Origin of the sequence: Streptomyces sp. AC1-42W, from assembly GCF_003248355.1 — a bacterium.
GTDB lineage: Bacteria > Actinomycetota > Actinomycetes > Streptomycetales > Streptomycetaceae > Streptomyces.
The window spans coordinates 2,289,460-2,313,625 of the sequence record NZ_QKWY01000001.1; the positions used below are offsets into that span (position 1 = coordinate 2,289,460).

The 24,166-nt window shown below is 71.9% G+C and carries 16 protein-coding genes; 11 read left to right on the forward strand and 5 right to left on the reverse strand.

What is annotated here, in order from left to right; translation table 11 throughout:
• Window positions 1-12: 12 nt before the first annotated feature.
• The 3 genes from DNK56_RS10500 (at window position 13) to DNK56_RS10510 (ending at window position 7,173) form a co-directional block, all read left to right on the forward strand.
• Window positions 13-747, forward strand: coding sequence for a VIT1/CCC1 transporter family protein (locus DNK56_RS10500; protein ID WP_111332817.1), 735 nt, complete (start codon window positions 13-15; stop codon window positions 745-747).
• 413 nt (window positions 748-1,160) lie between these two features.
• Window positions 1,161-5,720 (forward strand): glutamate synthase large subunit, encoded by a 4,560-nt coding sequence (gltB, locus tag DNK56_RS10505; protein WP_111332820.1) that lies wholly within the window; start codon window positions 1,161-1,163, stop codon window positions 5,718-5,720.
• Complete coding sequence (locus tag DNK56_RS10510) at window positions 5,713-7,173, forward strand: glutamate synthase subunit beta (RefSeq protein ID WP_111332822.1); 1,461 nt, start codon at window positions 5,713-5,715, stop codon at window positions 7,171-7,173. The genes gltB and DNK56_RS10510 overlap by 8 nt, the downstream gene beginning before the upstream one ends.
• Window positions 7,174-7,282: 109 nt before the next feature.
• Here the strand turns inward: DNK56_RS10510 and DNK56_RS10515 are convergent, their stop codons facing one another.
• Together DNK56_RS10515 and DNK56_RS10520 are read right to left on the reverse strand one after the other, a co-directional pair.
• A complete protein-coding gene (locus DNK56_RS10515) occupies window positions 7,283-8,503 on the reverse strand; it encodes an SLC13 family permease (RefSeq protein WP_111335657.1) in 1,221 nt (406 codons plus the stop codon).
• Between the two features lie 42 nt (window positions 8,504-8,545).
• Complete coding sequence (locus tag DNK56_RS10520; protein WP_111332825.1) at window positions 8,546-9,469, reverse strand: rhomboid family intramembrane serine protease; 924 nt, start codon at window positions 9,467-9,469, stop codon at window positions 8,546-8,548.
• Window positions 9,470-9,654: 185 nt separating this feature from the next.
• Between DNK56_RS10520 and DNK56_RS10525 the strand changes: the two genes are divergently transcribed.
• From DNK56_RS10525 to DNK56_RS10535, 3 genes are all read left to right on the forward strand, one after another.
• The gene (locus DNK56_RS10525) at window positions 9,655-10,161 is read left to right on the forward strand and encodes a pyridoxamine 5'-phosphate oxidase family protein (RefSeq protein ID WP_111332827.1); all 507 of its coding nucleotides are present in this window, start codon (window positions 9,655-9,657) and stop codon (window positions 10,159-10,161) included.
• Window positions 10,162-10,367: 206 nt separating this feature from the next.
• Window positions 10,368-10,571, forward strand: coding sequence for a cold-shock protein (locus tag DNK56_RS10530; RefSeq protein WP_018104519.1), 204 nt, complete (start codon window positions 10,368-10,370; stop codon window positions 10,569-10,571).
• A gap of 85 nt (window positions 10,572-10,656) precedes the next feature.
• Complete coding sequence (locus tag DNK56_RS10535; protein WP_111332830.1) at window positions 10,657-12,195, forward strand: DEAD/DEAH box helicase; 1,539 nt, start codon at window positions 10,657-10,659, stop codon at window positions 12,193-12,195.
• Window positions 12,196-12,262: 67 nt separating this feature from the next.
• Here the strand turns inward: DNK56_RS10535 and DNK56_RS10540 are convergent, their stop codons facing one another.
• Both DNK56_RS10540 and DNK56_RS10545 read right to left on the reverse strand, forming a co-directional pair.
• Window positions 12,263-13,156 (reverse strand): hypothetical protein, encoded by an 894-nt coding sequence (locus tag DNK56_RS10540; RefSeq protein WP_111332832.1) that lies wholly within the window; start codon window positions 13,154-13,156, stop codon window positions 12,263-12,265.
• A 92-nt stretch (window positions 13,157-13,248) separates the two neighbouring features.
• Window positions 13,249-15,036 (reverse strand): glycoside hydrolase family 35 protein, encoded by a 1,788-nt coding sequence (locus tag DNK56_RS10545; protein ID WP_111335659.1) that lies wholly within the window; start codon window positions 15,034-15,036, stop codon window positions 13,249-13,251.
• Between the two features lie 148 nt (window positions 15,037-15,184).
• On the opposite strand from DNK56_RS10545, the gene DNK56_RS10550 reads away from it, so the two are divergent.
• The 5 genes from DNK56_RS10550 to DNK56_RS10570 all read left to right on the forward strand — a co-directional run bounded on the left by DNK56_RS10550 (window position 15,185) and on the right by DNK56_RS10570 (window position 22,275).
• Entirely contained in the window at window positions 15,185-16,063 is an 879-nt protein-coding gene (locus DNK56_RS10550; RefSeq protein ID WP_111332835.1) for a helix-turn-helix domain-containing protein, read from the forward strand.
• An 11-nt stretch (window positions 16,064-16,074) separates the two neighbouring features.
• Entirely contained in the window at window positions 16,075-16,398 is a 324-nt protein-coding gene (locus DNK56_RS10555) for a chorismate mutase (protein WP_111332837.1), read from the forward strand.
• A gap of 66 nt (window positions 16,399-16,464) precedes the next feature.
• The gene (gene pepN / locus DNK56_RS10560) at window positions 16,465-19,005 is read left to right on the forward strand and encodes an aminopeptidase N (RefSeq protein WP_111332840.1); all 2,541 of its coding nucleotides are present in this window, start codon (window positions 16,465-16,467) and stop codon (window positions 19,003-19,005) included.
• Window positions 19,006-19,462: 457 nt separating this feature from the next.
• Complete coding sequence (locus DNK56_RS10565; RefSeq protein WP_111332843.1) at window positions 19,463-20,866, forward strand: pyridoxal phosphate-dependent decarboxylase family protein; 1,404 nt, start codon at window positions 19,463-19,465, stop codon at window positions 20,864-20,866.
• Complete coding sequence (locus DNK56_RS10570; RefSeq protein ID WP_111332846.1) at window positions 20,863-22,275, forward strand: lysine N(6)-hydroxylase/L-ornithine N(5)-oxygenase family protein; 1,413 nt, start codon at window positions 20,863-20,865, stop codon at window positions 22,273-22,275. The genes DNK56_RS10565 and DNK56_RS10570 overlap by 4 nt, the downstream gene beginning before the upstream one ends.
• 76 nt (window positions 22,276-22,351) lie before the next feature.
• On the opposite strand, the gene DNK56_RS10575 is transcribed toward DNK56_RS10570, so the two are convergent.
• On the reverse strand, window positions 22,352-24,163 hold the full coding sequence (locus DNK56_RS10575) for a bifunctional metallophosphatase/5'-nucleotidase (protein ID WP_111335661.1): 1,812 nt from the start codon (window positions 24,161-24,163) through the stop codon (window positions 22,352-22,354).
• Window positions 24,164-24,166: the final 3 nt, after the last annotated feature.

A 24,166-nucleotide genomic window follows, 5' to 3' on the forward strand; every position in this document is an offset into this window, starting at 1 on the left:
AGAGAGACCGCCGTGGCCATCATCGAGACCGACGCCGTACTGCACGAGGCGCACCGGGACAACCACACCCACCGTGACGTCAACGGCGGCTGGCTGCGTCCCGCGGTCTTCGGCGCGATGGACGGGCTGGTCTCCAACCTCGCCCTGATGACCGGCGTCGCGGGCGGCGACGTGTCGCACCGCACCATCGTCATCACCGGCCTGGCCGGGCTGGCCGCCGGCGCCTTCTCGATGGCCGCCGGCGAGTACACCTCCGTCGCCTCCCAGCGCGAGCTGGTCGAGGCCGAGCTGGACGTCGAGCGGCGCGAGCTGCGCAAGCACCCGGTGGACGAGGAACGGGAGCTGGCCGCGCTCTACGAGTCGCGCGGCGTCGAGCCCGCGCTCGCCCGCGAGGTGGCCCGCCAGCTCTCGCGCGACCCGGAACAGGCCCTGGAGATACACGCCCGCGAGGAGCTGGGCATCGATCCGGGCGACCTTCCCTCGCCGCTGGTGGCCGCGGGCTCCTCGTTCGGGGCCTTCGCGCTGGGCGCCCTGCTGCCCGTACTGCCTTATCTGCTGGGCGCGGACGCGCTGTGGCCGGCCGTGCTGCTGGCCCTGGCGGGGCTGTTCGGCTGCGGCGCGGTGGTGGCCCGGGTGACCGCCCGCAGCTGGTGGTTCAGCGGACTGCGACAGCTCGCCCTCGGTGGCGCGGCGGCCGCGATCACCTACGGACTCGGGTCGCTGTTCGGCGTGGCGGTCGGCGGCTGACCGGCCTCCCCGCGGGCCGGGCGGCCCGGCTTTCACCCGATCGGCCCGATATGCGCGGGCCGGTCGTGTGACGTACGTCCCGATCGGCGCCCCTGGGCGGGGGTGCCCCGCGCATCGTAAAATGAGTCTCTATGCAGGACTACACATAAGTAGTCATCGCGTGGTGGTTTGGGTTTCCCCGCCACCGGGCAATAGCCGTAGGCACCGCAGGCGAAGAAGCCTGCCCCCGCGGTCTCCCAGGGTGCCGATCATCCGACAGCGACCCATTTCACCGTCTCCGGCGGTGTCCGCATGTTGGATCGGTTCATCCGCTTTGTGAGAAGCGCCCCATCATGTAACCTGCATCATCTTTTCGCAGAGGGCCAACGTCGTCCCTCGGCACCGCATATGCCACGACGACGACGGGAGAGCCGATGCGTACCGACGCCTGGTCGCCCATGGACGGTCGCCCCGCCCCCCAGGGGATGTACGACCCCCGCAACGAGCACGACGCCTGTGGCGTGGGGTTCGTAGCCACCCTCACCGGTGTGCCGGCCCACGAAATGGTCGAGCAGGCGCTGACCGTGCTGCGCAACCTCGAACACCGCGGTGCCACCGGCTCGGAGCCCGACTCCGGTGACGGCGCCGGAATCCTCCTCCAGGTCCCGGACACCTTCCTGCGGGCCGAGGTCCCCTTCACCCTCCCCGACGCCGGCGCCTACGCGGTCGGCATCGCCTTCCTGCCCGCCGACGACTCCACCGCGGCCGTCGCCGCCCTGGAGACCATCGCCGCCGAGGAGGGCCTCACCGTCCTCGGCTGGCGCGAGGTCCCGGTCACCCCCGGCATCCTCGGCAACGGAGCCCGCGCCACCATGCCCGAGTTCCGCCAGCTCTTCGTCGCGGACGGCGAGAGCACCGGCATCGCCCTGGACCGCAAGGCATTCGTCCTGCGCAAGCGCGCCGAGCGCGAGGCCGGGGTCTACTTCCCCTCGCTCTCCGCCCGCACCCTCGTCTACAAGGGCATGCTGACCACCGGCCAGCTCGAACCCTTCTTCCCCGACCTGTCCGACCCCCGGTTCGCCACCGCGGTCGCCCTGGTCCACTCGCGCTTCTCCACCAACACCTTCCCGAGCTGGCCGCTCGCACACCCGTACCGCTTCGTCGCGCACAACGGCGAGATCAACACGGTCAAGGGCAACCGCAACTGGATGCGGGCCCGCGAGTCCCAGCTCGCCTCCGGCCTCTTCGGCGACGCGCCCCTGGACCGGATCTTCCCCGTCTGCACCCCGGACGCCTCCGACTCCGCCTCCTTCGACGAGGTCCTGGAGCTGCTCCACCTCGGCGGCCGCTCGCTGCCGCACTCGGTGCTGATGATGGTCCCCGAGGCGTGGGAGAACCACGACTCGATGGACCCGGCCCGCCGCGCCTTCTACCGGTACCACTCCGCGCTGATGGAGCCCTGGGACGGCCCGGCCTGCGTCACCTTCACCGACGGCGTCCAGGTCGGCGCGGTCCTCGACCGCAACGGACTGCGCCCCGGCCGCTACTGGGTCACCGACGACGGCCTGGTCGTCCTCTCCTCCGAGGTCGGCGTCCTGGACATCGACCCCGCCAAGGTCGTCCGCAAGGGCCGCCTCCAGCCCGGCCGGATGTTCCTCGTGGACACCGCCGAGCACCGCATCATCGAGGACGACGAGATCAAGGCGTCCCTCGCCGCCGAGCACCCCTACCAGGAGTGGCTGGCCACCGGCGAGATCGAGCTGGGCGACCTCCCCGAGCGGGAGCACATCGTCCACACCCACGCCTCGGTCACCCGCCGCCAGCAGACCTTCGGCTACACCGAGGAAGAGCTGCGCGTCATCCTCGCCCCCATGGCCCGCACCGGCGGCGAACCGCTCGGCTCCATGGGCACCGACTCGCCGATCGCCGCGCTCTCCGCCCGGCCCCGGCTGCTCTTCGACTACTTCACCCAGCTGTTCGCCCAGGTCACCAACCCGCCGCTGGACGCCATCCGCGAGGAGCTCGTCACCTCGCTGCGCTCCGTCCTCGGCCCCTCGGGCAACCTCCTGGAGCCGAACGCCGCCTCCTGCCGCAGCGTCGCCCTGCCTTTCCCGGTGATCGACAACGACGAGCTGGCCAAGCTCATACACATCAACGCCGACGGCGACATGCCCGGCATGAAGGCCGCCACCCTCTCCGGCCTCTACCGGGTCGGCGGCGGCGGCGACGCGCTGGCCGCCCGGATCGACGAGATCTGCGCCGAGGCCGACGCCGCCATCGAGGACGGCGCCCGCCTCATCGTCCTGTCCGACCGGCACTCCGACGCCGAGCACGCCCCGATCCCCTCGCTGCTGCTCACCTCCGCCGTCCACCACCACCTCATCCGCACCAAGCAGCGCACCCAGGTGGGCCTGCTGGTCGAGGCCGGCGACGTCCGCGAGGTCCACCACATCGCGCTGCTGATCGGCTTCGGCGCCGCCGCGGTCAACCCGTACCTGGCCATGGAGTCCGTCGAGGACCTGGTCCGGGCCGGCACCTTCATCGAGGGCATCGAGGCCGAGCAGGCCATCCGCAACCTCATCCACGCGCTGGGCAAGGGCGTCCTGAAGGTCATGTCCAAGATGGGCATCTCCACGGTCGCCTCCTACCGCGGCGCCCAGGTCTTCGAGGCGGTCGGCCTCGACCAGGCGTTCGTCGACCGCTACTTCAACGGCACCGCCACCAAGATCGGCGGCGCCGGCCTCGACGTCGTCGCCAAGGAGGTCGCCGCCCGGCACGCCAAGGGCTACCCCGCCACCGGCATCTCCGCCTCGCACCGCGCGCTGGAGATCGGCGGCGAGTACCAGTGGCGCCGCGAGGGCGAACCGCACCTGTTCGACCCGGAGACCGTCTTCCGCCTCCAGCACGCCACCCGCAACCGCCGGTACGACATCTTCAAGAAGTACACGGACCGGGTGAACGAGCAGTCCGAGCGGCTGATGACGCTGCGCGGCCTGTTCGGCTTCACCTCCGACCGCCCCTCGATCGACATCGAGGAGGTCGAGCCCGTCTCGGAGATCGTCAAGCGCTTCTCCACCGGCGCCATGTCCTACGGCTCCATCTCGCGCGAGGCGCACGAGACCCTCGCCATCGCCATGAACCAGCTGGGCGGCAAGTCCAACACCGGCGAGGGCGGCGAGGACGCCGAACGGCTCTACGACCCGGCCCGCCGCTCCTCCATCAAGCAGGTCGCCTCCGGCCGCTTCGGCGTCACCAGCGAGTACCTGGTCAACGCGGACGACATCCAGATCAAGATGGCCCAGGGCGCCAAGCCCGGCGAGGGCGGCCAGCTGCCGGGCCACAAGGTCTACCCGTGGGTCGCGAAGACCCGGCACTCCACGCCGGGCGTCGGCCTCATCTCGCCGCCGCCGCACCACGACATCTACTCCATCGAGGACCTGGCCCAGCTGATTCACGACCTCAAGAACGCCAACCCGGCGGCCCGCATCCACGTGAAGCTGGTCTCCGAGGTCGGCGTCGGCACGGTCGCCGCCGGTGTCTCCAAGGCCCACGCGGACGTCGTCCTGATCTCCGGCCACGACGGCGGCACGGGCGCGTCCCCGCTCACCTCGCTCAAGCACGCGGGCGGCCCCTGGGAACTGGGCCTGGCCGAGACCCAGCAGACGCTGCTGCTCAACGGCCTGCGCGACCGCATCGTCGTGCAGACCGACGGCCAGCTCAAGACCGGCCGCGACGTCGTCATCGCCGCCCTCCTCGGCGCCGAGGAGTTCGGCTTCGCGACCGCGCCGCTCGTCGTCTCCGGCTGCGTCATGATGCGCGTCTGCCACCTCGACACCTGCCCGGTCGGCATCGCCACCCAGAACCCGGTCCTGCGCGACCGCTTCTCCGGCAAGGCCGAGTACATCGTCAACTTCTTCGAGTTCATCGCCCAGGAGGTCCGCGAACTCCTCGCCGAACTCGGCTTCCGCACCATCGAGGAGGCGGTCGGCCACGCCGAACTCCTCGACACCGACCGGGCCGTCACCCACTGGAAGGCCCAGGGCCTGGACCTCGCCCCGCTGTTCCACGTCCCCGAACTGCCCGAAGGCGCCGTCCGGTACCGGAACACCGAGCAGGACCACGGCCTGGACAAGGCGCTCGACAACGAACTGATCAGGCTCGCCGCCGACGCCATCGAGGCCGACACCCCCGAGGCCGCCCAGCCGGTCCGCGCCCAGATCGCGATCCGCAACATCAACCGCACGGTCGGCACCATGCTCGGCCACGAGGTCACCAAGAAGTTCGGCGGCGCGGGCCTGCCCCGGGACACCATCGACATCACCTTCACCGGCTCCGCGGGCCAGTCCTTCGGCGCCTTCCTGCCCAGCGGGGTCACCCTCCGCCTGGAGGGCGACGCCAACGACTACGTCGGCAAGGGCCTGTCCGGCGGCCGCGTCGTCGTCCGCCCCGACCGGGGCGCCGACCACCTCGCCGAGTACTCCACCATCGCCGGCAACACCATCGCCTACGGCGCCACCGGCGGCGAACTCTTCCTGCGCGGCCGCACCGGCGAACGCTTCTGCGTCCGCAACTCCGGCGCCACCGTCGTCTCCGAAGGCGTGGGCGACCACGGCTGCGAGTACATGACCGGCGGCCACGCCGTCGTCCTCGGCGAGACCGGACGCAACTTCGCGGCCGGCATGTCCGGCGGCGTCGCCTACGTCATCGACCTCGACCGCGACAACGTCAACGCCGGCAACCTCGGCGCCGTCGAGGAACTCACCGACACCGACACCCAGTGGCTGCACGACGTCGTGCGCCGCCACCAGGAGGAGACCGGCTCCACCGTCGCCGGAAAGCTCCTCGCCGAGTGGGACACCGCCGTGACCCGCTTCAGCAAGATCATCCCGTCCACCTACAAGGCAGTGCTCGCCGCCAAGGACGCCGCTGAGCTCGCCGGTCTCTCCGAGCAGGAGACCACCGAGAAGATGATGGAGGCGGCGACCAATGGCTGACCCCAAGGGCTTCCTGACCACCGGCCGCGAGGTCGCGCGCACCCGCCCGGCGGACGAGCGCGTCAAGGACTGGAACGAGGTCTACGTTCCGGGCTCGCTGCTCCCGATCATCAGCAAGCAGGCCGGCCGCTGCATGGACTGCGGCATCCCGTTCTGCCACAACGGCTGCCCGCTCGGAAACCTCATCCCCGAGTGGAACGACTACGCCTACCGCGAGGACTGGTCCGCCGCCGCCGAACGGCTGCACGCCACCAACAACTTCCCGGAGTTCACCGGGCGGCTCTGCCCGGCCCCCTGCGAGTCGGCGTGCGTGCTCGGCATCAACCAGCCGGCCGTCACCATCAAGAACGTCGAGGTCTCCATCATCGACAAGGCGTGGGGCAACGGAGACGTCACCCCGCGCCCGCCGGAGCGCCTGTCCGGCAAGACCGTCGCCGTCATCGGCTCGGGACCGGCCGGCCTCGCCGCCGCCCAGCAGCTCACCCGCGCCGGCCACACCGTCGCCGTCTACGAGCGCGCGGACCGCATCGGGGGCCTCCTGCGCTACGGCATCCCCGAGTTCAAGATGGAGAAGTCGCACATCAACCGCCGCATCGAGCAGATGCGCGCCGAGGGCACCAAGTTCCGCACCGAGATCGAGATCGGCCGGGACATCGACGCCGCGAAGCTGCGCCGCCGCTACGACGCCGTGGTCATCGCCGCCGGCGCCACCGTCTCGCGCGACCTGCCCGTGCCGGGCCGCGAGCTGAACGGCGTGCACTTCGCGATGGAGTACCTGCCGCTCGCCAACAAGGTGCAGGAGGGCGACCTGACGGTCTCCCCGATCACCGCCGAGGGCAAGCACGTCGTCGTCATCGGCGGCGGCGACACCGGTGCCGACTGCGTCGGCACCGCGCACCGCCAGGGCGCCCTGTCCGTCACCCAGCTGGAGATCATGCCCCGGCCCGGCGAGGAGCGGAACGCCAACCAGCCCTGGCCGACCTTCCCCATGCTCTACAAGGTCACCTCCGCGCACGAGGAGGGCGGCGAGCGAGTCTACTCCGTCTCCACCACCCGCTTCGAGGGCGACGAGGACGGCAACGTCCAGGCCCTCCACCTCGTCGAGGTGGAGTTCAAGGACGGTAAGCTGGAGCAGAAGCCCGGCACCGAGCGGGTCATCCCCGCGCAGCTGGTCACGCTCGCGATGGGCTTCACCGGCACCGACCAGTCCAACGGATTGGTCCAGCAGTTCGGTTTGGAGCTCGACGCACGGGGCAACATCGACCGTGACGCGGACTACGCGACCAACGTCGACGGCGTGTTCGTCGCCGGGGACGCGGGCCGCGGCCAGTCCCTCATCGTCTGGGCCATCGCCGAGGGCCGCTCCGCGGCACGCGGCGTGGACCGCTTTCTGACCGGAGCCAGCGCCCTGCCGGCCCCGATCCGCCCGACGGACCGTGCCCTCACGGTCTGATACGGCACCACAGACGTCCCGCACAACGGCGTGCGGAACTGAACGCGGCGCCTGCCCGTCCCCGACCGGACCCGGCAGGCGCCGTGGCGCGTCCGGGGACAGGTACGGCTCAGGCGGTCAGGGCCAGCGCACAGGTCGCCGCCCCCGTCGCCGCCACCGCGAGCACCAGACCGGTCAGCGCGAAGCGCCCCACCCCGATCCGCGTCCCCTGCCACCGGCACCGCTCGAACCACAGCAGCGTCGCCAGCGACCCCCACGGCGTCACCAGCGGCCCCGCGTTGACCCCGATCAGCAGCGTGAGCAGCTGCCGGTGGTGATCCGCCGGCACGACCGCCTCGCCCGCCACGTACGCCGGAAGGTTGTTCAGTACGTTGGCGAGCCCGGCACCCACCCCCGCCGTACGCAGCAGCCCCGCCAGGCCCTCGTCCGAGCCCAGCGCCCGCACCAGCACCTCGTGCAGCCCGTGCGCCTCGACCGTCTCCACCACCAGGAACATCCCCGGCACCAGGACCAGCAGCCGCCACGGCACCAGCGAGAGCCGCAGCTCCCCGCGCCGCCGCACCGCGTACGCCGCCACCACGACCGCCATCGCCACCAGCGACGCCGACCACAGGGGCACATCGACCAGCAGGATCGCCAGCAGGAACCCGGCACACGCCACCGAGCACACCCCCAGCAGCACCCGGTCCCCGGGCACGGGCAGCGCCGGCGGCGTGTACGTGTCGGCGCCCCGCCGCCCCCGGCGCCAGTAGAACACCCACAGGCACAGCGCCGTCACCCCGATCGCGGCCAGCTGCGGCAGCCACATCACGGCGGCCAGCCCGGCCGGTGACAGCGCCACCCGGTCCGCCGCCAGCAGATTGGTCAGGTTCGACACCGGCAGCAGCAGGCTCGCCGTATTGGCCAGCCACACCGTCGTCATCGCCAGCGGCACCGCCGCGATGCCCACCCGCCCGGCGAGCGCCAGCATCACCGGAGTGAGCAGCACCGCCGTGGTGTCCAGGTTCAGCGTGATCGTGGTCAGCGAGGCGAACGCCACGCACAGCCCGAACAGCAGCGGATAACGCCCCCGGCCCGCCCGCGCCACCCACGCCGCGACCACGTCGAAGACCTGCGCCCGGCCCGCCAGCTCCGCCAGCACGATCACCGTCGCCAGGAACGCCAGCAGCGGACCGATGCGCCGCAGCTGCTCCTGCGCGGGACCGGACGGCAGCAGCCCGGTCGCCACGGCGGCCGCCCCCGCCAGCAGCAGCCCGCCGGCCAGCCAGTCCAAAGGATGCAGCCGCCGCACCGGGGCAGGGAAGAGCCGCGGGAAATGATCGTTCCGCATGCCGGTCATCGTGTCAGACCGGGACCCGGCCACCGGCCCCGCTCAGCCGGTCAGCGCCGCCGTCTTCAGGACCACCAGCAGCACCAGCACCGCCCCCAGCACCACACAGCCGGCCGCCTGCACCGCCGTCCGCCGCCCGGCGGGGGCGTACGCGTACACCACCGTCACCGCCGCACCGGTCAGCAGACCGCCCAAGTGCGCCTCCCACGAGGTGAAGGCCGCCGAGAGCAGCATCCACACCAGGAACCCGGCCAGGAAGCCGTTGACCTCCCGCCGGTCCCGGCCCAGCCGCCGGCCGATGACGTAGAACGCGGCGACGAGACCGAAGATCGCACCCGAGGCACCCACCACCGCGTCCGTCGGCGACACCAGGTACACCAGCACCGAACCGCCCAGCGCGGACAGCAGATACAGGGCCAGGAAACGGACCCGGCCCAACTGCTCCTCCACGCCCCGGCCGAGCGTCCACAGCGCGTACATGTTGAACACGATGTGCAGCACCCCGAACGGCAGCGACCCGAACGACGTGCCGTCCGGCGGCAGATGGAGGAAGGACCCGGTCAGCAGCCGGTACCACTCGCCGCCCACCACCCCCACCACGTCGAACCCCGGATAGCCGCCGTCGACGTAGACGTAGCGCCCGCCGTCCGCGTCGGTCAGCCAGGCCCCCGCCATCTCGAACCGGTCGACGAGCCCCGGACGTATCAGCTCCGCCAGATACGCCAGCACGTTCAAACCGATCAGCACATACGTGACGACCGGCACCGCGGACCGCGACACCGTGCCGCCGAACGCCGTCCGGGTCCGGCGTATCGAGCGCTGCCCCTCCTTCACGCACTCCACGCACTGATGGCCCACCGCCGCCTCCCGCATACAGGCGGGGCAGATGAACCGCTCGCAGCGCACGCAGCTCACATACGTCTCGTACGAGGGATGGCGGTAACACGTGGTGACGTCGGCCTCCATGGCCGGCTCCTTCGTCCGTACGGGTATGCGGTGGCCGGTGGGGGGTCGGCGGCGAACAAGATAGCGAACGCGGCACCGGGCGCCCGACCCAGGGCGGGGCGCTCCCGGAGCCCGAACGGGTGGGCACGAGGACTCCTGCGGAAAAACGGACAGAGGATGTCGGGTATCCCGGATTCCATGGCGTCATGACCACCACGACCTGGACCGACTTCCGCACCGCCGAACCCGGCTTCGCCGACACCGTCCGCCACCGCTTCGGCCTCTACCGGCACCACGTCCTCGCCACCCTCCGCGCCGACGGATCACCCCGGCTCACCGGCCTGGAGGTCGACTTCTGGCGCGACGAGCCCCACCTCGGCATGATGCCGAACTCCCGCAAGGCCCTCGACCTGCGCCGCGACCCCCGCTTCTGCGTGCACGCCAACCCCGGACCCGGTACGGAGATGACCGACGGCGACGTCCGCTTCTCCGGGCGCGCCGTCGAGATCACCGACCCCGCCGTGCTCGCCCGCTTCATCGAGGAGCGCACCCCGCCCGAGCCCTTCCACCTCTTCCGCGTCGAACCCACCGAGGTGGTGCGCGTCGGCCTGGAGGGCGGCGACACCATCGTCATCAGCACCTGGCGCCCCGGCCGCCCCCTGCGCACCGTCCGCCGCGGGAACGACGAGGGGACGCTCTCCCGGGACGGCTGAGCGACCTGCCTCACATCGCCCGGCGGCAGACCGTGCTAGGCTGGTCCCGTTGCAGTTTTGGTACCCATGACTTTATGTGCGCCTGACGGGAATGCTTCGTCAGGCGCATTATTGTTTTCCGGCTTTCTCCGGATGGGGCTCAATGCGGCGACTTGGAATTCGTGACCTGCGAATTTCCGGCACTGCACCTCCTGAAGGAGAACAACATGGCTACGGGAACCGTCAAGTGGTTCAACTCTGAAAAGGGCTTCGGCTTCATCGAGCAGGACGGCGGCGGCGCCGACGTCTTCGCCCACTACTCGAACATCAACGCCCAGGGCTTCCGCGAGCTCGTCGAGGGCCAGAAGGTCAGCTTCGACGTCACGCAGGGCCAGAAGGGCCCGCAGGCGGAGAACATCGTCCCGGCCTGATCGCCGGACGCGTCCCTCGCAGCCGGGGCCCGCACCTTCACGGGTGCGGGCCCCGGCTCGTGCTGTCCCAGGAGGACAAACCCGTATGACCCGCTCCGAACGCCAGGACCGTCCCGCCCGCAACCGCCCGTCCCGAGGGCGCGGCGCGGCCCGGCCGAAGGCAACCGCACAGGGTTCCGGCAAGGCGTCGCCCCGTCGCAGGGCCACCCCGCCGCAGGGCGAATTCGCGCTGCCCGAAACCATCACCCCCGCACTGCCCGCCGCCGAGGCGTTCGCCGAGCTGGACATGCCCGCCGCCCTGCTGAAGACCCTCACCGCGCAGGGCGTCACCGCGCCGTTCCCCATCCAGGGCGCCACCCTGCCCAACTCGCTGGCAGGCCGCGACATCCTCGGCCGGGGCCGCACCGGCTCCGGCAAGACCCTCGCCTTCGGCCTCGCGCTCCTGGCCCGCACCGTCGGCCGCCGCGCCGAACCGAAGGCACCCCTGGTCCTCGTCCTCGTCCCCACCCGCGAACTGGCCCAGCAGGTCACCGACGCGCTGACCCCTTACGCCACCGCCGTCAACCTGCGCCTGGCCACCGTCGTCGGCGGCATGTCGATCACCCGCCAGTCCGCCACCCTGCGGCGCGGCGCCGAGGTGCTCGTCGCCACCCCCGGCCGGCTCAAGGACCTCATCGAACGCGGCGACTGCCGCCTGGACCAGGTCGCGATCACCGTCCTGGACGAGGCCGACCAGATGGCCGACATGGGCTTCATGCCCCAGGTCACCGCCCTGCTCAAGCAGGTCGAGCCGGACGGCCAGCGCATGCTGTTCTCGGCGACCCTGGACAAGAACATCGACCGCCTGGTCAAGATGTTCCTCACCGACCCCGTCGTGCACTCCGTCGACCCCTCGGCCGGCGCGGTCACCACCATGGAGCACCACGTCCTCCACGTCCTGGACGAGACCGACAAGAAGGCCGTCGCCACCAGGATCGCCGCCCGCGACGGACGCGTGATCATGTTCGTCGACACCAAGCGCGGCGCCGACCGCTTCGCCAAGCGGCTGCTGGCCAGCGGGGTACGCGCCGCCGCCCTGCACGGCGGACGCACCCAGCCGCAGCGCAACCGGACCCTGGACCAGTTCAAGAACGGCCAGGTCACCGCCCTCGTCGCGACCAACGTGGCGGCCCGCGGCATCCACGTCGACGACCTCGACCTCGTCGTCAACGTGGACCCGCCCACCGACCACAAGGACTACCTCCACCGCGGCGGACGCACCGCCCGCGCGGGGGAGTCCGGCAGCGTCGTCACCCTGGTGCTCCCCGAGGAGAAGCGGGACATGACCCGCCTGATGCAGGACGCGGGCATCGCCCCCCGCACCACCCGCATCAAGTCCACCGACGAGGAACTCTCCCGCCTCACCGGCGCCCGCGAACCCTCCGGCGTCGCGGTCGTCATAGAGGTGCCGCAGCCGACCCAGCCCCAGCGCAGACCGGCCACCGCCACCGGCACCCGCTCGACGGGCCGCAGCCGCAGCCGCGGCCGCCGCACCGGCGCCGGAGCCGGAGCCGGTACGGGTGCCGGAGGCTCCCGCAGCGCCGCGCCGCGCGGTGCGGCACCGCGCAGCCGCCGGGGCGCCTAGGTTCCATGCCGGAGGGGCGGGCCCGCCCGGACCCCTCCGGCACAGCGGCCCGCCCGGACCGGCGGTCTCAGGTCGTGCAGTCCAGCACCGCGCCGCACAGCGCGCACCGCACCCGCACCCGGCCCCGCACCGCCACCCGGTTCCACTGATGGCAGACCGGGCACGGAAACTCCACCCGCAACCCTGCCCCGCCCCCGGTGAACGCGTACCCGGCCGCATTCCGGCCGCGCGCCGCACGCCCCTCCCGCCGGTCCTTCGCGTAACGGTGGCGCTCCCACCGGCCGGCCGCCGCCAGCGGCGGCCGCGCGGCGTCCCGCAGGGCCCGCGCCCGGCCCTCCACATACGCGGTGTACGCCTGCGCACTGGTGAACCACGGCGACGGGTCCTCCCCGAACACCAGCGCCCGCTCCGCCAGCACATAGCCGAACTCCTCCGGGGTCAGATAGCCCAGTTTCTGGCTGGAGACCCCGTCCTCCCTAAACGCGTCCAGCAGCAGCCAGCCCGCCCCCAGATAGGCCGCCGCCGTATCCGTCAGGATCTCGTTGTCCCGCGTACCGGGGAACTCCAGACCCAGCCGGTGCAGCAGCACATGCGCCACCTCGTGCGCCAGCGCGGCCCCGATGTCCCGGCGATGCGTACGGAAGCGGTCGTTCAGCTCCACGAAGTACTCCGGGCCCGCCGCCAGCTCCACACTCCCCGCGTGCTCCATCGCCCGGAACGCCACGATCATCCGGGCGTCCGGCAGCCGGTAGTGGCGCACCATCGCCCGCGCCACCCGCTGCGCCCCCGGATGCAGATCCTCCGCGTCCGTGAACGCCGCGTCGGCCGGGACGAGACTCGCGTCGAAGCGCCGCACCCCGTCGGGCCCCAGCCGCCGGTACAGCGCGGTGATCGCCGAACGGACCGTCGCCAGATGCGGAAAGCCGTGCTCGACGGGGCTGCGGCGGAGACTGTCCGACACGTCCGTACCCCCGCTCCCGCGACGCTCGACCCCTCCTCACTGTAGAACGCGACCGGCCGCCCCGCGGTTGCCCGCCCCGCAGCCGCCCGTCCTCAGCCCGCCGCCCGCACCGGCAGCCCCGGACCCAGCTCCACATGGGCCGCGCCCGCGCCCTCCGTCTCCAGCACCCACACCTCGTTGACCCCGTCCCGCAGCACCGGACCGGGAACGTACAGCGTGTGCTGCGGGCCCGCCGACCAGTACCGGCCCAGGCAGAAGCCGTTCACCCAGACGAACCCCCGCGTCCAGCCGGGCAGCTCAAGACCCGCGTGATCCGCCCCCGCCACCTCCACCGACTCGAACACACCCCGGTACAGACCCGGCCCGCCCGCCCCGTCCACCGGCGCGAACGGCACCCGCGCCATCGCCCCCGGCTCGTCGAACGCGTCCAGCCGCAGCGCCCGCGCCCGCACCCCGTGCAGATACTGGCGCTCGTGCAGCACACCCCCGGTGATCCCCTTCGGCTCGCCCAGCCGCGGCCCGTAATTGACCCGGCCCAGCGACTCCACCCACAGCTCCACCCCGGCCGGCCCGGCCACCGGCTCCGCCAGCGTCGCCTCCTCCTCGCTCAGCACACCCCGCCGCACCCCGTCCACGTACACCACCGCCCGGTCCCGCAGCCCCGAGACACCCAGCGGATACGGGCCGCGCGGACCCGGCACCGCCACCCGGTAGCGCACCAGCCCCCGGTCCAGCCCCAGTTCCTCGAACGTGGGCGGCACCCCCGACTCCGCCCGCTCCTCCTCGCCCAGCGCCTCCAGCACCACCGGCAGCGGCGCCCACGAGGTCAGCTCCGCCCGCACCGGGGCGGCGAGGCCGACCGGCTCGGCCGGCAACGCCGGCAGCGGCCCTTCCGCGTACCGGGCGAGCACCTCCCGGAACAGGCGGAACTTCTCCGTGGCCCGCCCGTACTCGTCCACCGGCGCGTCGTAGTCGTACGACGTCACCGTCGGCAGCAGCTCCCCGTCCTGGAGCGGCCCCGAACGGTTGGCGCCCGCCCAGCCCGCGAAGTTCGTACCGCCGTGCGCCATGTAGACGTTCACCGACGCCCCGCACTCCAGGATCTCCGCCAGCGCCTCCGCCGCCCGCACGGGCTCCCGCACCACCGGCGGCGCACCCCAGTGCTCGAACCAGCCGCACCAGAACTCCATGCACATCAGCGGACCGGACGCCCGGTGCCGACGCAGCACCCCGAACGCCTCACGGGCCCCCGAACCGAAATTGGCCGTCGCGAGCAGACCGGGCACCGAACCACCCGTCAGCATGTGGTCCTCCGGCCCGTCCGAGGTGAACAGCGGCACCGTCACCCCGAACTCGCCCAGCAGCGCGGCCACCCGGCGCAGATACACCGCGTCGCTGCCGTAACTCCCGTACTCGTTCTCCGCCTGCACCATGATCACCGGCCCGCCCCGGTCCACCTGCCGCTCCACCACCTGCGGCAGCAGCCGCGCGAACCAGGCCCGCACCGCGTCAAGGAACCCCTCGTCCCGCGTACGCACCCGCCGCCCGAACCGCCCGGTCACCCACACCGGCAGCCCGCCGTTCTCCCACTCGGCACAGATGTACGGGCCCGGCCGCACGATCACCCACAGCCCGGCCCGCGCCGCCGCGTCCAGGAACCGGCCCAGCGCACCCACGTCCCGGAACCGGCCCGGCCGGGGCTCGTGCAGATTCCACGGCACGTACGTCTCCACACAGTTCAGGCCCATCGCCCGCAGCATCGCCAGCCGGTGGTCCCACTGCCCCTCGTGCACCCGGAAGTAGTGCAGCGCCCCCGACAGCAGCCGCACCGGCCGCCCGCCGATCCGGAAATCCTCGTCCCCGACGCCGAACTCAGCCATGGTGCCCACTCTCCCGATGCGTGAAATGTCTCGTTCCAGCCTCACCCCTGGCGCCCGGCCGGTCCATGGACAAAAATCGCGGCTGATTGGACAAACCACCTGCTCACCACGCACACAGGCAGGAGAACCGGGGAGCACGGAGGAGCCGATGTACCAGACCTGGATGCGCTTCTTCACCCCCGGACCACTCCACCACCGCCTCGGCCTCGTCTGCCTCGGCGTCGGCCTCCAGCACGGCACCCTGCCCCCCGTCGGCCCCCGCACCCTCGACCACCACGTCGCCGTCGTCGTCCACTCCGGCAGCGGATGGTTCACCGCCCCCGACGGACGGCGCCGGCCCGTCACCGCCCCCGCCCTCCTCTGGCTCACCCCCGGCACCCCGCACCACTACGGCGCCGACCCCGACACCGGCTGGGACGAGAGCTTCGTCGACTTCACCGGACCCGCCACCACCGCCTACACCGAACTCGGCTACATCGAACCCGACCGCCCCCTCGTCCCGCTCACCGACACCACCGCACCCCGCGCCGCCGTCCACCGCATGGTCAGGGCCGCCCGCCCCGGCAACCCCCTCCTGGAGACCGAGACCGGCGCCGCCGTCCACGAACTCCTCGTCGCCCTGCGCCGCGCCCGCACCGGCACCGGACCGGACGACGACCCCGTCCTGCGCGCCCTCGCCCGCGACGCCCTCCAGCCGCTCACCGTCGCCGAACACGCCGCCCGCCACGGCATGACCCCCGCCGAACTGCGCACCGCCGTCCGCCGCAGCGCCGGATGCAGCCCCAAGGACTACCTCCTCGGCATCCGGCTCGGCCGCGCCAAGGAACTCCTCGCCACCGGCGACCTCCCCGTCGCCGCCGTCGCCCGCCGCGTCGGCTACGACGACCCCGCCTACTTCTCCCGCCTCTTCACCCGCCGCGTCGGCACGGCCCCCGTACGCTTCCGCGACCAGCAGCGCCGCACCGTACCCGGCGGCTGGAGCGACCACGTACCGGACCCGGACCACCCGCCGACGATCACGCCGTAAGCTCGCTGCCCATGACCACGAACGACATCGACGACTCCGTACGCGGCGAGCTCGACCGGCTGCGCCAGAGCATCGACAACATCGACGCGGCCGTCGTCCACATGCTCGCCGAACGCTTCAAATGCACCCAGGAAGTCGGCCACCTCAAGGCCGCCCACCAGCTCCCCCCGGCCGACCCGGCCCGCGAGGCCCGCCAGATCGCCCGCCTGCGCCAGCTCGCCGAGAACGCCCACCTCGACCCCGCCTTCGCCGAGAAGCTGCTCAACTTCATCGTCGCCGAGGTCATCCGCCACCACGAGCGGATCGCCGAGGAGTCCGCCCAGGACGGCCACTGAGCCGGGCCGGGCCCGCGCACCACAACCCGCCTGCGCGCCGCACCGCCCATACGGCAGCATGTCCCCATGTCCGTACTGACGCGCGATGAAGCGCAGGCCCGAGCCCAGATCCTCGACGTTCAGCGATACACCATCGAACTCGACCTCACCACGGGAGAGGAGACCTTCGACTCCCGCACCGTGATCGAGTTCACCGCCCGCACCGACGGTGACACCTTCGTCGAGCTCAAGCCGGCCACCCTCCGCGCCATCAGCCTCGACGGGCAGCCGCTGGACCCCGGACACCTCACCGAGAACCGGTACCCGCTCACCGGCCTCACCACGGGCCGCCACGAACTGCGCGTCGACGCCGCGATGCACTACTCCCGCACCGGCGAGGGCATGCACCGCTTCACGGACCCCAGCGACAACGAGACCTACGTCTACACCCAGCTCTTCATGGAGGACGTCCAGCGCGTCTTCGCCGCCTTCGACCAGCCGGACCTCAAATCCGTCTTCGCCCTCACCGTCACCGCCCCCGAAGGCTGGACCGTCCTCGGCAACGGCATCACCCGCCACACCGGCGAAGGCCGCTGGACCATCGCCCCCACCCCCCTCCTCTCCACCTACCTCGTCGCCGTCGCCGCCGGGCCCTGGCACTCCGTGACCACCGAGCACGCCGGACTGCCCTTCGGCATCCACTGCCGCCGCTCCCTCGCCCCCCACCTCGACGCCGACGCCGACGAGATCCTCGACATCACCCGCGCCTGCTTCGACCGCTTCCAGGAAAAATTCGACGAGCCCTACCCCTTCGACTCCTACGACCAGGCGTTCGTCCCCGAATTCAACGCCGGCGCCATGGAGAACCCCGGCCTCGTCACCTTCCGCGACGAGTTCATCTACCGCTCCGCCGTCACCGACACCGAACGCCAGACCCGCGGCATGGTCATCGCCCACGAAATGGCCCACATGTGGTTCGGCGACCTCGTCACCCTCGCCTGGTGGGACGACATCTGGCTCAACGAGTCCTTCGCCGAGTACATGGGCTACCAGACCCTCGCCGAAGCCACCCTTCCCCGAGCTCTCAACTCCGTTCGAGCAGGGGAGGCCCCATTCCCCGACACCTGGGTCGACTTCGGCGTCGCCCGCAAGGGCTGGGGCTACAGCGCCGACCAGCGCCCCTCCACCCACCCCGTCGCCCCCGACCCCGCCGACGTCCCCGACACCGCCTCCGCCCTCCTCAACTTCGACGGCATCTCCTACGCCAAGGGCGCCTCCGCACTCCGCCAGCTCGTCGCCTGGCTCGGCGAGAAGGACTTCCTCGCCGGCATCAACACCCACTTCGCCCGCCACAAGTTCGGCAACGCCACCCTCGCCGACTTCATCGACAACCTCGCCTCCGCCACCGACCGCGACGTCCACGCCTGGGCCGAGCAGTGGCTGCGCACCACCGGCGTCGACACCCTCACCGCCCGCACCACCGAGACCGAGACCACCTGGTCCCTCACCGTCGACCACCGGGGCACCCGCCCCCACCGCATCAGCGTCGGCGCCTACGACCACTCCCTCGACACCCAGCACGGCCCCACCCCCCTCGTCCTGCGCGAACGCTTCGAGGCCGGCATCCCCGAGGACGCCCCCACCACCCGCCCCGGCCGCCGCCCCGCCCTCGTCGTCATCAACGACGAAGACCTCACCTACGCCAAGATCCGCCTCGACCCCGCCTCCTGGACCACCGTCCAGGACAGCCTCTCCGGCATCCCCGCCCCCCTCACCCGCGCCGTCATCTGGAACGCCGCCCGCGACATGGTCCGCGACGGCGAACTCGCCCCCCGCACCTACCTCGACCTCGCCCGCGCCCACCTGCCCCACGAAACCGACCTCGCCCTCCTCCAGGGCGTCCTCGAATTCGCCGACGGCCAGGTCGCCGCCTGCTACACCGCCCCCGAGGACCGGCCCGCCGCCCTCGCCACCCTCACCGCCCTCTGCCGCGACCTCATCCGCCGCACCGAGGACGGCACCCACTCCGGCCTCCGCCTCACCGCCGTACGCCACCTCATCGACGCCGCCACCCAGCCCGACACCATCCAGGGCTGGCTCGCCGACGACACCGTCCCCGGCGGACCCGAACTCGACCCCGAACTGCGCTGGCGCATCCTCACCCGCCTCGCCGTCCTCGGCGCCACCGACGAACAGGCCATCGCCGCCGCCCTGGAGAACGACCCCAGCGCCACCGGCCAGGAAAACGCCGCCCGCTGCCGCGCCGCCCTCCCCACCCCCGAGGCCAAGGCCGCCGCCTGGGACGCCATGTTCCACGACGACAGCCTCTCCAACTACCTCTTCACCGCCACCGCCCAGGGCTTCTGGCAGCCCGAACAGACCGACCTCGTACGCGCGTACGTGCCCCGCTTCTACCCCGAGGTCGCCGAACTCGCCGCCCGCCGCGGCCCCGCCATCGCCGAAGCCGCCGGACGCCACGCCTTCCCGGTGTCCGTCATCGACGCGGACAGCCTCCGCCTCGGCGAGGAAGCCCTCGACGACCCCGCGCTCATCCCCGCCCTCCGCCGCAAACTCATCGACCAGGTGGACGACCTGCGCCGCGCCCTGCACGTACGCGACGCCCACTGACCCCACCAGCCCGTGCCCGGCCCGCCCCCACCGAGGAGCGCGCCGGGCACGCGCACATCGCCGACCGCCCCGTGCCCGCTCCCACCCGGCACACGCGCACCGGTGACCAACCCCACCCGCCACAGCGCCGAACCCGCCCCGCTCCGGCAGCCCCTGCCCGCCGGCGCGCCCGGTACGACGACGCGTCACACCGCTGCCGGGCACCCGCGCATCAGGAGTCGACCGCACCCGCCGCCACACCGGACCCGCCCCGGCCCCCGCCGCACCCCCGCCACCCGTGCCCGCTCCCGCCCCCATACCACCCCGGACCCTCGCCACCCGGCCCCCTTCGCGCCCCGCCACCCTTTCGTGTTCAGATCACCCCGCTCCCCGGCCGCGCCGCTCGAAACCCGGACAAGCTGGCACGCACACCCATGCCCGCACCCCGCCACCGCGCGCCCGAAGGACCGGCCACCCCATGCCCCTCCCGCCCCTCGCCGGCACCACCACCGGCCCCGCCGCACTGCGCCCCCTCCTCGACACCGTCCTCACCGCCCTCACCGAAGGCGCCCTCCGCCGCGGCGGCCCCCTCCCCGCCGGCGGGCCCGACGCCGTCACCCCCCGCACCCGCACCACCCTCACCCCCCTCATCCCCGACCGGGGCACCGGCGCCCACCACGCCCTCGCCACCCTCGTCGAAACCCTCACCGCCGGCGCAGCCGACCCCGCCGACCCCCTCTGCGCCGCCCACCTCCACACCCCGCCCCTCGCCCTCGCCGCAGCCGCCGACCTCGCCGCCTCCGCCCTCAACCCCTCCATGGACTCCTGGGACCAGGCCCCCGCCGCCTCCACCCTCGAAGCCGAAACCACCGCCGCGCTGGCCGCCGAGATCTACCCCCACCACCCCGCCCCCGACGCCCTCATCACCACCGGCGGCACCGAAGCCAACCAACTCGGCCTCCTCCTCGCCCGCGAACGCAACGGCCCCGTCCAGACCGTCACCGGCGCCAACGCCCACCACAGCATCACCCGCGCCGCCTGGCTCCTCGGCCTCCCCGAACCCCTCACCGTCCCCGCCCCCCACGGCACCATCGACCTCCACGCCCTCCACGACACCCTCAGCCGCAACCACGGACACGGCCCCCTCCTCGTCACCGCCACCGCGGGCACCACCGACACCGGCCACATCGACCCCCTCACCGACATCGCCGACCTCTGCGCCCACCACGGCGCCGAACTCCACATCGACGCCGCCTACGGCGGCCCCCTCCTCTTCAGCCCCACCCACCGCCACCTCCTCGACGGACTCGACCGCGCCCACAGCGTCACCTTCGACCTGCACAAACTCGGCTGGCTGCCCGCATCCGCCGGCATCCTCGCCGTCCCCGACCACCACCACCTCCACCCCCTCCACCACCAGGCCCCCTACCTCAACGCCGACGACGACACCGAAGCCGGCCTCCCCGACCTCCTCGGCCGCTCCCTGCGCACCACCCGCCGCCCCGACGCACTCAAGATCGCCGTCACCCTCCGCGCCCTCGGCCGCACCGGCCTCGCCGACCTCGTCGACCGCACCTGCGCCACCGCCCACACCCTCGCCGACCTCATCACCCGCACCCCCGGCCTCGACCTCTACGACCGCCCCACCATCAGCACCGTCCTCTTCCGCCCCACCGACGCCGACGACCACACCGTCGCCACCGTCCGCCGCACCCTCCTCACCCGGGGCCACGCCGTACTCGGCCGCACCCGCACCCGAGGCCGCCTCTGGCTCAAGGCCACCCTCCTCAACCCCCACACCACCCCCGACGACCTCCACCGACTCCTCGGCCTCGTCACCCACCTCACCGCCGAACTCAAGGAAGGCAGCACCCTCCGATGACCGCCGCCGCCCCACCCACCGACCCCCACCGCGTCCACGACCTCGTCGGCATCGGCATCGGCCCCTTCAACCTCTCCCTCGCCGCCCTCGCCCACGGCCTGCCCACCCCCCTCACCACCGCCTTCTACGAACAGCGCCCCGCCTTCCACTGGCACCCCGGACTCCTCATCGAAGGCGCCACCCTCCAAGTCCCCTTCCTCGCCGACCTCGTCACCCTCGCCGACCCCACCAGCCCCTGGAGCTTCCTCAACTACCAACGCACCCAGGACCGCCTCTACCCCTTCTACTTCGCCGAGCGCTTCCACATCCACCGCTCCGAATACGACGCCTACTGCCGCTGGGTCAGCACCCAGCTCCCCGCACTCCACTTCGGCCACCAGGTCGACACCATCCGCTGGGACCCCCACGCCGCCCACTTCGAAATCGACCACACCCAACTCGACGCCCACGGCGAAGCCGCCTCACTCGGCCGCACCCACACCCGCCACATCGCCCTCGGCATCGGCACCGAACCCCACATCCCCGAACCCCTCAAACCCCTCACCGACACCCACCCCACCACCGCCCCCGTCATCCACTCCGCCGACTACCTCCACCACCGCGACCGCCTCCTCGACGCCCGCCACATCACCGTCATCGGCTCAGGACAATCCGGCGCCGAAATCTTCCTCGACCTCCTGCGCGCCCGCCCCACCGGCAGCGAAGGACTCCACTGGCTCGCCCGCACCCCCGCCTTCGCCCCCATGGAGTACTCCAAACTCGGCCTCGAACACTTCACCCCCGACTACACCCGCTACTTCCACGCACTCCCCGAACCCGTACGCGACACCCTCGTCCCCCAGCAATGGCAGCTCCACAAGGGCATCGACCACGACACCATCGCCGCCATCCACGACGAGCTCTACCGCCGCACCCTCCACGGCGCCTGGCCCGACGCCACCCTCACCCCCGGCGTAGCCGTACGCACCGCCGGACGCGTCGCCAACACCCGCGTCGAACTCCACCTCGAACACACCCAGCAACGCACCCGCACCCGCATCACCACCGACGCCGTCGTCCTCGCCACCGGCTACCGCGAACGCCCCCTCGACACCCTCCTCGAACACCTCCGCCCCCACCTGCGCCGCGACACCGCGGGACGCCCCCGCGTCGACGCACACCAACGCCTCGACCTCGGCCCCGCCATCACCGGCCACATCTACGTACAGAACGCCGAACGCCACACCCACGGCGTCGGCACCCCCGACCTCGGCCTCGCCGCCTGGCGCAGCGCCACCATCCTCAACGACCTCACCGGCACCAACCCCTACCCCCTGCCACACCGCACCGCCTTCACCACCTTCGGCCTCACCCAGCCCGCCATCCCCGCCCAGCCCCCCACCCTCGTCCCCCTCACCCACCCCAACTAACCCCGTACACACAGCAAAAAGCGGCCGCCCCGCCTCCCGAACAGGAGGCGGAACGACCGCCCGAACCACCAGCCGACTAGAACACCGGCACACCGTCCCGCGTGAGCCGCCAGTCCACCGAGGCGAACTCCGCAGCGTCCACCGAACCCTTCGCCCGCACCCAGGCGATGATCGTGTTCCGGATCTCCTCCGAATTCGCCCACAACTGCTTCGCACCCGGCACATGCGGGAAGTTGCCGCCCCCGCTCGCCCGGTAGTTGTTCACCGCCAGCACGAACCGCGCCGCCGGATCGACCGGCTTCCCCCCGAACGCGAGATTCACGATCCGCGAACCCACCGGCTTCGCGATGTCGATGTCATACGTCAGCCCCGACACCGCGTCATAGTTGTAGTCCGGAGTGTTCTCCGCATTCGTCAGCTCCGCCGGATCGACCGGAGCACCCGCGGGAGTCCGCACGTAGTACTTCGCCGAGTACTCCAGATACTCCAGAACCTGCGCACCCGTCAGCAGCCGCGCCTCCAGCGTGTTCTCGAACGGATACAGCCCCGCAGCGTCCTTGATCGTCACATCCCCGGCCGGAATCCGCGCCGTCCGCGAGAAGCACGACGCCTGCGACAGCACCGGCAGCTCCGCGTACTCACCACCCGCCAGCGCCGCCCGCACCGTCTCCGTCTGGACGACATTGATCAGATCGATGATCGGCTCGTCCTTCCACGCCGCCTCCGCCGTCGTCATCGCCGCCGCCGACGTCCCGATCACCTGATTGACGTACGCCACGACCTTCCGGTGCTCGTCCGCCAGCAGCTTCGTGATCCTCGGGTCCTCCACCGCCGTGTTCGAGTTCAGCACCCGCGAACCCGCCCGCTCGACCACCCAGCGGCCCTTCTCCCACACCACGTCGAAGTCGAACAGCGTCAGCCGCTGCCCCCACTTCAACGGCTCCGAGAGCACGACCCGCTTCCCCGTCTCCTCGTTCTCCACGAAGTACTCGGGGATCTCCAGATGCGCGTGACCCACCAGAATCGCGTCGATCCCCGGCACCCGCTCCGCCACCAGGGCCGCCGCGTTCTCCACATGCGGGATCTGATCCCCGTACGACGACGTCCCGCTCGTCCCCGAGTGCGCCGACACGATCACCACGTCCGCACCCATCGAACGCAGCCGCGGCACGAACTTCGCCGCCTGCTCCACCAGACCCGGGAACACCATCTTCCCGCCCACATTGGCCTTGTCCCAGATCGCGATCCCCGGATTCGTCAGCCCCAGCACCGCCACCCGCACATCCCGGCCGTGCGGCGTCCGCAGCTTCCGGATCACATACGGCGCGAACGCCGGCCGCAGCGTCCTCGCATCCAGCGCGTTCGCCCCCAGCAACGGGAAGTCGCACTGCTCCTCGAACTTCCGCAGCACCGGAATCCCGTAGTTGAACTCGTGGTTCCCCAGCGCCGCCGCGTCATAGCCGATCGCGTTCATCGCCTGCGCCATCGGATGCACCGGACCACGCTTCGCCGTGATCGGGTCGATCTTCGCGTAGTAGTACGAGAGCTGCGTGCCCTGAATCGTGTCACCCGCGTCGATCATCAGCGTGTTGTGACGACCCTTCTCCCGCCGCACCTCCTCCACCAGCGTCGAGATCTTCGCCAGACCCACATCGTTGTGGTCCTTGTCGTCGAACTCGGCATCCGTGAAGTAGTCCCAGTTGAAAACGTTCCCGTGCAGATCCGTCGTCCCCATCACGGTGAACGAGTACCGCTTCGGCGGACGCCCGTGCCCCCGACCGTGCCCCCGCCCGTGCGCCTGAGCCGGCGACGCGGCACCACCCGCCACCACCGCACCCGCGCCGGCCGCGGCCGATGTCCCCAGGAACGTCCTTCGGTTCAGCGGCATCTC